9 protein-coding genes and 1 pseudogene are annotated in these 10,446 nt (G+C 70.8%); 3 read left to right on the top strand and 7 right to left on the bottom strand.

The features are described from left to right. Positions 1–191 (bottom strand): hypothetical protein (locus tag G5S38_RS15755; protein WP_235929100.1); only part of this gene is annotated, 191 nt, incomplete at its 3' end. Positions 192–213: 22 nt separating this feature from the next. Here G5S38_RS15755 and G5S38_RS14525 point away from each other — a divergent pair. The 3 genes from G5S38_RS14525 (at position 214) to G5S38_RS14515 (ending at position 3,405) form a co-directional block, all read left to right on the top strand. After that, positions 214–1,287, top strand: coding sequence for an alkene reductase (locus G5S38_RS14525; protein ID WP_165070142.1), 1,074 nt, complete (start codon positions 214–216; stop codon positions 1,285–1,287). Between the two features lie 110 nt (positions 1,288–1,397). Continuing rightward, positions 1,398–2,348: an NYN domain-containing protein gene (locus G5S38_RS14520; RefSeq protein ID WP_165070139.1), complete on the top strand. Its 951-nt coding sequence runs from the start codon at positions 1,398–1,400 to the stop codon at positions 2,346–2,348. 181 nt (positions 2,349–2,529) lie between these two features. Continuing rightward, a complete protein-coding gene (locus tag G5S38_RS14515) occupies positions 2,530–3,405 on the top strand; it encodes a transposase (RefSeq protein WP_165070137.1) in 876 nt (291 codons plus the stop codon). 31 nt (positions 3,406–3,436) lie between these two features. On the opposite strand, the gene G5S38_RS14510 is transcribed toward G5S38_RS14515, so the two are convergent. From G5S38_RS14510 to G5S38_RS14485, 6 genes and pseudogenes are all read right to left on the bottom strand, one after another. Next, positions 3,437–4,861, bottom strand: a complete 1,425-nt coding sequence (locus G5S38_RS14510) for a cation:proton antiporter (RefSeq protein WP_165070134.1) — start codon at positions 4,859–4,861, stop codon at positions 3,437–3,439. A gap of 189 nt (positions 4,862–5,050) precedes the next feature. Beyond that, positions 5,051–6,565 carry an Asp-tRNA(Asn)/Glu-tRNA(Gln) amidotransferase subunit GatB gene (gene gatB, locus G5S38_RS14505; RefSeq protein WP_165070132.1) on the bottom strand — a complete coding sequence of 505 codons (1,515 nt, stop codon included), beginning with the start codon at positions 6,563–6,565 and terminating at the stop codon, positions 5,051–5,053. 93 nt (positions 6,566–6,658) lie between these two features. Further along, positions 6,659–8,197 carry an Asp-tRNA(Asn)/Glu-tRNA(Gln) amidotransferase subunit GatA gene (gene gatA / locus G5S38_RS14500; RefSeq protein ID WP_165070130.1) on the bottom strand — a complete coding sequence of 513 codons (1,539 nt, stop codon included), beginning with the start codon at positions 8,195–8,197 and terminating at the stop codon, positions 6,659–6,661. Next, entirely contained in the window at positions 8,197–8,490 is a 294-nt protein-coding gene (gatC, locus tag G5S38_RS14495; RefSeq protein WP_165070128.1) for an Asp-tRNA(Asn)/Glu-tRNA(Gln) amidotransferase subunit GatC, read from the bottom strand. The genes gatA and gatC overlap by 1 nt, the downstream gene beginning before the upstream one ends. Positions 8,491–8,595: 105 nt before the next feature. Beyond that, positions 8,596–9,981 carry an alpha/beta hydrolase gene (locus tag G5S38_RS14490; RefSeq protein ID WP_165070126.1) on the bottom strand — a complete coding sequence of 462 codons (1,386 nt, stop codon included), beginning with the start codon at positions 9,979–9,981 and terminating at the stop codon, positions 8,596–8,598. A gap of 167 nt (positions 9,982–10,148) precedes the next feature. Then, positions 10,149–10,446: pseudogene (locus G5S38_RS14485) on the bottom strand (NAD-dependent DNA ligase LigA); the annotation flags it as partial.

Here is a 10,446-nt window from a genome sequence, read left to right as displayed (position 1 = left end):
GGCCGGGCGGCCAGGCCGGTGCGGGCGGTGCGGGCGAGCCGGGCGGGCCGGGCGGGCCGGTTACGTCGCCCGTCGCGCCGCCGGCCTGACCCGCGCATTGCCCGGGAGAGCCCTCCCCGGCGGAATACCGTCGCCACGTCGACGTTGCAGTCTGGGGCCCGCCATTCGCGGGACGCCTGTGACCGCAGCATCCGTTCGACCGAAAGCGACCTCGTGCCACTCTTCACCCCCATCTCCCTCGGAGCCCTCACCCTCGCCAACCGCGTGGTCATGGCGCCCCTCACCCGCATGCGTGCCGGCGAGGATGGCGTGCCGAACGACCTGATCGTCGAGCACTACCGCCAGCGCGCCACCCTGGGCATGATCATCACCGAGGGCACCTTCACCAGCCCCGAGAGCCGCGCATACCCCGGACAGCCCGGCATCGCCACCGAAGACCAGGTGCGCGGCTGGCGCCGGGTCACCGACGCCGTGCACGCGGCGGGCGGGCTCATCGTCATGCAGCTCATGCACGGCGGGCGCGTCAGCCACCCCGACATCACCGGCGGCCTGCTGCCCGTCGCCCCCAGCGCGATCGCCATCGACGGCGACGTGCACACCCCCTCGGGCAAGAAGCCGTACCCCGTTCCGCACGAGCTGACCGAGGCCGAGGTCGACGGCATCGTCGTCGAGCTGTCGCAGGCCGCCCGCAACGCCGCCGCAGCCGGCTTCGACGGCGTCGAGGTGCACTCCGCCAACGGCTACTTGCTGCACGAGTTCCTCGCACCGAACAGCAACACCCGCACCGACGGCTACGGCGGATCGCCCGAGAAGCGCGCCCGCCTCGGCATCGCCGTCACCACCGCCGTCGCCGAGGCCATCGGGGCCGACCGGGTCGGCATCCGCATCTCGCCGGAGCACATCGTGCAGGGCATGGCCGAGACCGACGCCGACGAGACCCGCGCCACCTACGACGCGCTCATCGCGGGCATCGCCCCGCTCGGCCTCGCCTACCTGAGCGTTCTGCACTCCGACCCCGCGGGCGAACTCGTGCAGCACCTGCGCGAGGGCTTCGGCGGACCGTTCATGGTCAACAGCGGCTTCGGCATCATCACCACGCGTGAGGAAGCGGTGCAGTGGGTCAGCGAGGGCGCGGCAGACGTCGTCGCCGTCGGACGCCAGGCGATCGCCAACCCCGACCTGGTGCGCCGCTGGCGCGAGGGCCACGAGCTCAACGAGCCGAACCCGCAGACGTTCTACGCCGCGGGCGCCGAGGGCTACACCGACTACCCCGCGCTCGCGAGCTAGCCAGGCCCCAGGAAGCCACGGCAAGCACCGCAGCCTGACGCGCTGGCCGGTCGAACGCCCCATTCGACCGGCCTGCGCCAGACTGGAACCCTCACACCGAGAGGCACGCCATGGCTGAACCCACCGACACCCGCGTCGCGGTCTACATCGACTTCGACAACATCGTCATCTCCCGCTACGACCAGAAGAGCCGGCGCGGGCAGTTCCACAAGGACGACGCGCGCAGCTACGACGCGAAGGCCAACGCCGGCACCGAGATCGCGACCCGCCTGCGCAACGCCACCGTCGACCTCGGCGCCGTGCTCGACTTCGCGTCGTCGTTCGGCACGATCGCCATCAGCCGCGCCTACGCCGACTGGTCGGTTCCGGTCAACGCGAGCTACCGCAACCAGCTCATCGAGCGCGCGGTCGACCTCGTGCAGCTCTTTCCGGTGGTCGCGTCGCTCAAGAACGGCGCCGACATCCGCCTCGCGGTCGACGTCGTCGAAGACCTGTTCCGCCTGCCCGACCTCACGCACGTGGTGATCGTCGCCGGCGACTCCGACTACATCGCCATCGCCCAGCGCAGCAAGCAGCTCGGACGCTACGTGGTCGGCATCGGCGTCGCAGGCGCCACCAGCAAGGCACTCGCCGCCGCGTGCAACGAGTTCGCCGACTACGACGCGTTGCCCGGGGTGCGACCCGCCGTGGTCGAGCAACCCACCGAGTCAGAAACCGATGCCGAGGCAGGGACGGACGCCGAGACCGAGGCCGGCGCCGAGGAGCAGGCTCCGGATGCTGCGCCCGCACGCCGCACCAGGCGGGCGGGCCGCGCGCGCAGCGAGAGCGACGCCGCGACGGACCTGCTGGTGCGGGCGCTGCGCCTCGCCCAGGCCAAGAACGACGACGACTGGCAGTCGAGCAGCGCGATCAAGAACCAGATGCTGCGCATGGATCCGACGTTCCAGGAGCGCGCGCTCGGCCACAAGTCGTTCACCGAGTTCATCACGTCGGCCGACGCGGTCGTCGAGTTCGACGCCGACCACCCGCTGCGACGCATCCGCCTGCGCCAGCAGGAGTAGGCCCAAGCACGCCATTCAGCTGAACGCGGTGTCATCATTCAGGAACTTGCGGTGGCAGCGGCGGGGGCAGTGGCGAATGGATGCAGCATCCACGGGTCTGATCAGGGATTTCGGTCACCCGCCTCCCACCCGTTCCTGAATGATGAGACCCGGGCGGGGCGCGTTCCTGAATAATGACACCGTGGCAGACCTGCAGAGCATCGCCGACGAGCTGTACGCGCTGTCACCCGGCGAGTTCGTCGCCGCACGCAACGCGGCGGCCGCCGTCGCGAGAAAGCGGGGCGACGCCGACCTCGCGGCGCAGCTGAGGGCGCTGCCGAAGCCGGCGGTGGCGGCGTGGATGGTCAATATGCTCGTGCGGCACCGGGCAGACGAGATCGACGAGGTGATCGAGCTCGGCGAGTCGATGCGGCAGGCACAGAACGACCTCGACCGGCAGGGCATCACCGAGCTCTCCACCGCGCGGCGCTCCCTGGTGCAGGCGATCGGGCGGCAGGCCGGCGAGCTCGCCGAGGAGCTCGGCCAGCGCCTTCCCGCCAGTGCCGTTCCCGACCTCGAAGCCACGCTGCACGCCGTGATGGCCGACGCCGATGCCGCGACCGCCGCCCGCACCGGACGCCTCGTGCGCGCCCTCTCCTCCGACGGGTACTCCCCCGCCGACCTCGACGGTGCCGTTGCCGGCGACCCGGCCAGCACCCGCACCGCCACGAAGCGCAACGCCCCGGTCGACCTCGCGCTGCGCCGGGAGCTCGCCGCGGCCCGCACGGCGCTCGACGACGCCGAGTCCGCCGCGGCCGACGCCCGTGACCGGGTGGCGACGATCGAGAAGTCGGTGGATGCCGCCCGCCGACGCCGCGACGACCTGCTCGACGAACGCGCGGCCGCCGAGGCCCGCCTGGCGACGCTCGAGCAGCAGATCACCGACGCCGACACCAACGCCCGCACCCTGGCCCGCGAGCGCACGGCCGCCACCGCGGCCGCCCGCGACCTGCGTGACCGAGTCGACGACGCCGAACGGGCAGTCGACGAGTTACGGGCACGCATCGCGGCCGAATAGGGGCGCGCGGGTATGCCCAGCCGGGCGCTGCCTACACCGGGGTCTGCGCTGTGCTCACCGAGTCGTCGTCGATCGCCTTCGCGCGGCGCTCGCGCTTGGCGTCGAGCAGCGCCATGGCGGGTGTCGCAGCGACGCCGTGGATGACGATGGATGCCACGACGACGAGTCCGACGATTGCCCAGAGCCCCTCGGCGTCGGGAAAGTCGCCGTGCTGCAGCGCATAGGCGATGTAGAACAGCGACCCGATGCCGCGCACCCCGAAGAACGCGATGACCAGTCGTTCGCGGGGCCCGGTCTTGCCCGGCGTGAGGCCGATCCAGCCGGCGACCGGGCGGATGACGAGCAGGAACGCCAGCGCGAACAGGATCTCGGTCCACCCGACGGAATCGAACAGCCCGCGCGCGACGGCGCCCCCGAGAAGCACGACAACGATGACCGTGAGCAGTCGTTCGACCTGCTCGACGAACTTGTGCAGCACCCCGTGGTAGCCGTGGCTGCGCTCCGAGGCGCGGATGGTGCACGCGCAGACGAACACCGCGACGAACCCGTAGCCCTCGATGAGCTCGGTCGCCCCGTAGGCGAGGAAGGTCGCGGCGAGTGCGACGAACCCCTCGGCCTGCTCCGCGAGGCGGATGCGCTTCGCGCGGCGGGAGAAGAACAGCCGACTGAGCATCCAGCCCACGCCGAGCCCGACGGCCAGCCCGAGGCTGAGGCGCCACAGCACGTCGACCAGGAACCAGTGGCCGAACCACGCCGCGGGGGCGGTGCCGACCAAGCTCATGGCGATGGCGGCGTAGGTGAACGGAAAGGCCAGTCCGTCGTTGAGGCCGGCCTCGGAGGTGAGGGCGAACCGCGCCTCGTCGTCGTGCGCCTCAGGCAGGGTGTCGTCGGGGTCACCTGGGTCGCCCGTTGTCGGGGCGGGGTCGCGTCCGTTGCTCGCGGTGGCATCGGATGCCGCATCCACCCCGTCGGCGTCGACGTCGGCGTCGGGGGCGTCCTGGTCGACCACGGGCTCGCTGACCTGCACTTCGGTGGCGAGCACCGGGTCGGTGGGGGCGAGGGCCGCGGCCAGGAGCACCGCACTGGCGACGCCGAGGCCGAGGCCGGCCCAGCCGAGGATGCCGACGGCGAGCATGGAGAGCGGCATCGTGATGGCCAGCAGGCGCCAGGTGGTCGACCACGATCGCCAGCCGATGCGGCGGTTGAGGGCGAGGCCAGCGCCCATCAGCGACACGATGACGCACACCTCGGTGAGGTGCACGGCGAGCTCCCCGTTGCCGATCGGGTCGGGGTCGGGGAGGTCGGGGATGAGCGCGAAACCGACCATGCCGGCGGCGAGGAACACCATGGGCATCGAGATGGGGGCGCGGCCGAGCAGCCGCGGGAGGAGGGCGGCGGCGAGGGTCGCGACACCGATGACGGCGAAGATCACCCCTGCCCCATCGAATTCGATCATGGGGTCAGGCTAAGCCAGGGCGCTGACCGGCAAATCCACCCGCCACGGGGCTTGACGCCGCGCCGGTTCGAGCTACGCGCTGACCCCGGGGCGCGGGCCGACCGCGCAGGTGCGCGTCAGACCCGCGCCCGCCCGACGGCCCGCCCGTCGGCCCGCCCGTCAGCCCGCGAGCTCGCAAGCCCGCGAGCGTTACGCGTTCGCGCGCTCCAGCACCAGTTCGCGCACACGGGCGGCGTCGGCCTGGCCGCGCATGGCCTTCATGACGGCGCCGATGACGGCTCCGGCGGCCTGGACCTTGCCGTCGCGGATCTTCGCGAGAACGTCGGGCTGCGACGCGAGGGCGTCGTCGATCGCGGCGATCAGCGCGGTGTCGTCGGAGACCACCGCGAGCCCGCGGGATTCGACGACCTCGGCCGGCGTTCCCTCGCCGGCGATGACTCCCTCGAGCACCTGGCGGGCGAGCCGGTCGGTGAGCGTGCCGTCGTCGATGAGCGCGACGAGGTTCGCGACCTGCTGTGGGCTCACCAGGGTCGCGGCATCCTCCCCGGCGGCGTTGGCCAGCCGGGCGATCTCGCCGGTCCACCACTTGCGGGCCTGCTGGGCAGACGCCCCGGCAGTGACGGTGGCCTCGACCTCGACGAGCAGGCCGGAGTTGACGACGTCCTGGAACTCGAGGTCGGTGAAGCCCCACGACTCCTTGAGGCGGCGGTGGCGCACGGCGGGAGGCTCGGGCAGGGCGGCCCTCAGCTCCTCGATCAGCTGGGTCGACGGTTCGACCGGCAGCAGGTCGGGCTCGGGAAAGTAGCGGTAGTCGTCGGCGTCGCTCTTCGGCCGGCCGGCGGAAGTGCGGCCGGTGTCCTCGTGCCAGTGCCTGGTCTCCTGGATGATGGTGCCACCACCGGCGAGGATGGCCGCCTGCCGCTGGATCTCGTAGCGGATGGCGCGCTCGACGCTGCGCAGCGAGTTGACGTTCTTGGTCTCTGTACGCGTGCCGAGCTTTCCCGATCCGCGGGGCGACAGTGAGATGTTCGCGTCGCAGCGCAGGTTGCCGCGCTCCATGCGGGCCTCGGAGATACCGAGTGACACCACGATGTCGCGGATGGCCGAGACGTAGGCCTTGGCGAGCTCGGGGGCATCGCCCTCTGCGCCGTAGATGATGTTGGTGACGATCTCGACGAGGGGAACGCCCGCGCGGTTGTAGTCGACGAGCGAGTACTCCGCGCCCTGGATGCGCCCCGTGGCGCCGCCGACGTGGGTCAGCTTGCCGGCGTCTTCCTCCATGTGTGCCCGCTCGATGGGGATCTGGAAGGTGCGGCCGTCGGCGAGCTCGACCTCGACGTTGCCGTCGAACGCGATGGGCTCGTCGAACTGGCTGATCTGGTAGTTCTTCGCGAGGTCGGGGTAGAAGTAGTTCTTGCGGGCGAACCGGCTCGATGGCGCGATCGAGCAGCCGAGGGCCAGGCCCAGGCTGATCGAGTACTTGATGGCCTCCTCGTTCACGACCGGCAGCGACCCGGGCAGGCCGAGGTCGACGGGGGTGATCTGCGTGTTGGCCTCGGCGACGTGAAAGTCGGGGTGCGCCGGGTTCGGGGCGTCGGAGAACATCTTGCTGCGCGTGTTGAGCTCGACGTGCACCTCGAAGCCGAGCACCGGCTCGAACAACTCGATGGCCTTGTCGTAGTCCATGAGTTCTGGCTTGGCCATCAAGAGGCCCTCTCGTCTCGTGCTGTGCTGGTGACCGCCATCAGGAGGCCCTTCTGTCTCGTAGTGCAGTGGTTACGACAATGCCGCGCACGCTCATACCTCGCCGCCGCGGGCCGCGAACATCTCGGTCGGCTCTAGCGCGGGGGCCTGGCTGATCATGGTGTGGCCCCAGCTGTCTTCGAGCAGCGCCTCGAGCGCGCCGCCCACGCTGTACAGGCGGGCGTCCGCGCGGGCGGGCGCCATGATCTGCATGCCGGTCGGCAGGCCGTCTTCCGGGGCGAGTCCCATCGGGAGCCCCATTCCGGGCACCCCGGCGAGGTTCGCGGGAATGGTCGTGATGTCGTTGAGGTACATCGCGAGCGGGTCGTCGAGCTTCTCGCCGAGCTTGAACGCCGTCGTCGGGGCGGATGGCGACACGAGAACGTCGACCTTCTCGAAGGCGGCGTCGAAGTCGCGCTGGATGAGCGTGCGCACCTTCTGCGCACTGCCGTAGTAGGCGTCGTAGTACCCGGCCGAGAGGGCGTAGGTGCCCAGGATGATGCGGCGCTTGACCTCGTCGCCGAAGCCGGCCTCGCGGGTAGCGGCCATGACGTCTTCGACCGTTCCGCCGCCGGCCGGGTTGACCCGCAGGCCGAAGCGCACCGAGTCGAACTTGGCGAGGTTGCTGGATGCCTCGGCGGGGAGGATCAGGTAGTAGGCGGCGATCGCGTACTCGAAATTGGGTGCAGAGACCTCGACGATCTCGGCGCCGGCGGCCGACATGATGTCGAGTGCCTCGGCGAACCGGCTGCGCACGCCGGCCTGGAAGCCCTCGCCGTTCAGTTCCTTCACCACGCCGATGCGGGTGCCTTTTAGGCTGCGCCCGTCGCGGCCCGCGCGCGCGGCATCCGCGAACACCGGCCATTCGTCGCGCAGCGACGTCGAGTCGCGCGGGTCGTGCCCGCCGATCACGTCGTGCAGCAGCGCAGCGTCGAGCACCGTGCGGGTGACCGGGCCGACCTGGTCGAGCGAGGAGGCGAGGGCGATAGCGCCGTAGCGGGAGACCCCGCCGTAGGTGGGCTTGACCCCGACCGACCCGGTGACGGCGGCCGGCTGGCGGATGGACCCTCCCGTGTCGGAGCCCAGCGCGAGAGGCGCCTCGAATGCGGCCACGGCTGCCGCGGATCCGCCGCCGGAGCCGCCGGGGATGCGCTCGAGGTCCCACGGGTTGTGGGTCGGGCCGAATGCGGAGTGCTCGGTCGACGAGCCCATCGCGAACTCGTCCATGTTGGTCTTGCCGAGTGGCACCAGGTGCGCCTCGCGGAGCTTGCGCACGACGGTGGCGTCGTAGGGCGGAGTCCAGCCCTCGAGCATTCTCGACCCGGCGGTCGACGGCATGTCGTGGGTGCAGAGCACGTCCTTGATGGCGATCGGCACCCCGGCCAGCGGTCCCATGGCCTCGCCGGCGAGGCGGCGACTGTCGACGTCGGCCGCGGTGGAGAGCGCGGATGCCGAGACGTGCAGGAAGGCGTGGATGTCGCCGTCGACGGCCTCGATGCGGTCGAGGTGCGCCTTCGTGACCTCGACGCTCGAGATCTCCTTGGCGGCGAGCTTCTCACCGAGCTCGGATGCGGTCATGCGGGTGAACGTCATTACTGCTCCTCCCCCAGGATCGCGGAGACCTTGAAGCGGGCGCCGTCGTGCTCGGGCGCTCCGGCAAGGGCTTCTTCGGTGCTGAGCGTCGCACCCGGCACGTCGGGGCGTGAGACGTTGACGAGGCGGATCGGGTGGCTCGTCGCCGGCACGTCGGGTCCGGCGACCTCGGAGACCTTGGCGATCGAGTCGACGATGGTGCCGAGCTCTCCGGTGAGCTTGTCGATCTCGGCCGGGGTCAGTGCGATGCGGGCCAGGTTCGCGAGGTGGGCCACCTGTTCTGTGGTGATCATTTCGAGGTGCTCGAGACGAGGAAGGGCATGACACTCCAAACAGACCGGTAACGGCCGAACAGACGAGGGGGACTACCGATCAAGTCTATTCGCGGCGCGGTGCCACTACTCGCGCGCGGCGGTCAGCCTGGTCGGCCGGTCGGATTCACCCGACGTCACGAGGTCACCGCGGTCGAGGGCCACCAAGGCCATGTTGCGCATCGCCTCCGAGCCGGCGTCGAAGTAGCCGAGGTGCCCGGACGCCGCCGTGAGCTCCCTACCGGTGATGGGGTCGGTTCCGCCGCCGACGCTCATGGTGCTCGCGCCGAACGAATCGGCCCCGGGATCGCTGCCGAAGAACGCGGTGTGCACGACGGGATCCCACGCCGCCTCGCCGACGAACACGTCGTCCTTGCCCAGTCCGAGGTCGCTGACCGACTGCGCTGCGCTGCCCGGGGATCCGATGATGACCAGCGAGTCGACGTCGAGGCCGCCGTCGGCGAGCGACATCAGGGTCGCCGTCGACCCGTAGGAGTGGGTGAGCAGCGTCACGTGCGGGTCGTCTGCCCTGGTGGCCTGCACGCCCTGCACGGCGCCGGAGATGTGCCTGGCGCCCTCGGTGGCGAGGTCGAGCGAGATGATGTCCATGATGCCGGGGGTCTGGTAGCCGATCCAGGCGACGGTGGCGATGGATGCGTCGGCGAGCGTGTCATCGGAGGCGCCGAGCCGCTCCGCCCACCCCTCCTGCTCATCGTGCAGGTCCTGTGCGATGACCGTCCAGTCCACGATCTGGCCGTCCACGGTGAAGAACATGCCGGGGATCAGGTAGCCGACGTAGTCGGCGGTCTCGAGGTCGCCGATGGCGACCGCCGCGCGGCCGGGCCATTCGGTGTCCACCGACAGCAGCGACCGGGGGGCGGCGCCGGGCGCGACGTCGAGGGCCTCGTCGATCTCGCGCAGCATGTGCACCCGCTGCTCGGCTTCGACCCGCTCGGAGCGCCCGAGGCCGTCGAGCTGCCGGTCGAGGTCGGCGATGGTGTCGGCGAGGAATACCCGGTTGGCCGTGTCGCGCAGCGATGACGGCACGCCGTCGAGGTTGCCGACGAGCTCCGGCGCGCTGTCGAGGAGGGCGTCGCGCGATGCGGCGGGCATCAGCTTCCACCAGTTCGATACCGCGCGGGCCGTGGGCGGGTTAGCCAGGATGGTGGAGATGGCAGCGGCGTTGTCGCTGACGAACGAACTGAGTCGCGCCGCGGGGATCGCCGACAGTTCGTCGAGGATGCTGCGGGCCCCGGCCACCGGGCGGAGGCTGCCGTCGCCCGTTCCGGCGCTCGCGGGGGTGGCCGTGTTCGCGACGGTCATGTCGGCCGAGGATGCAGACACCGAAGAGGGTGCTGAGATCGACACCGACGTGACGCTCGGTGCGAGGGGTGCCCACGGCGCGACGAAGCCCCCGCTGAGCCCACCGAGGCCCAGCGAGGCGATGAGGAATGTCGTGGCGGTGACGTTCACGATGCCTGGTTCGAGATGCCTAACTTGTGGTGCGCGAAAGTGACAGAGTATTGGATTGCCGGCATGCAGCATGGATCGCTCCGTGCGGTACACCCCATGCGTCCCCCGCGGCAACCGCGCCGCACCCCCATTCTACGGGGGACACGCGCGAAGAAACTAGGCAAACCTCAGTTCGTAACATCCTGTTCATTCGCATGGATCTCGGGAGCAGCGCCGTCGGATGCGGGTGCCGCGGTCACGGCGCCCCCGGGTGCATCGACCCCGGGCGTGATGGTCGCGGCGTCCCCCGGTGCGGTGTCCGCACCCTCGGCATCCGGCTCGTCCACCGCAAGAGCGGCGGGGCCCTCGGCGAGGAGCAGCGCGGAATGCGCAGCCTCGGTGATGCGCCCCCCCAGCTGCTCCGCCCTGCCCAGCCTGGGTCCCGCGCCGGGGGCCGCCCCGCCGAAGGGCGTCTTCTTGCCGACG

Source organism: Marisediminicola senii, from assembly GCF_011057645.1.
Lineage (GTDB): Bacteria > Actinomycetota > Actinomycetes > Actinomycetales > Microbacteriaceae > Marisediminicola > Marisediminicola senii.
This window is presented reverse-complemented; position numbering and strand designations above follow the sequence as displayed.

Coding starts and splice junctions, on each gene's coding strand:
- G5S38_RS14520 (WP_165070139.1), top strand. CDS start 1,398: ATGGCTGAACCCACCGACACCCGCGTCGCGGTCTACATCGACTTCGAC.
- G5S38_RS14510 (WP_165070134.1), bottom strand. CDS start 4,861: ATGATCGAATTCGATGGGGCAGGGGTGATCTTCGCCGTCATCGGTGTC.
- gatB (WP_165070132.1), bottom strand. CDS start 6,565: ATGGCCAAGCCAGAACTCATGGACTACGACAAGGCCATCGAGTTGTTC.
- gatA (WP_165070130.1), bottom strand. CDS start 8,197: ATGACGTTCACCCGCATGACCGCATCCGAGCTCGGTGAGAAGCTCGCC.
- gatC (WP_165070128.1), bottom strand. CDS start 8,490: ATGATCACCACAGAACAGGTGGCCCACCTCGCGAACCTGGCCCGCATC.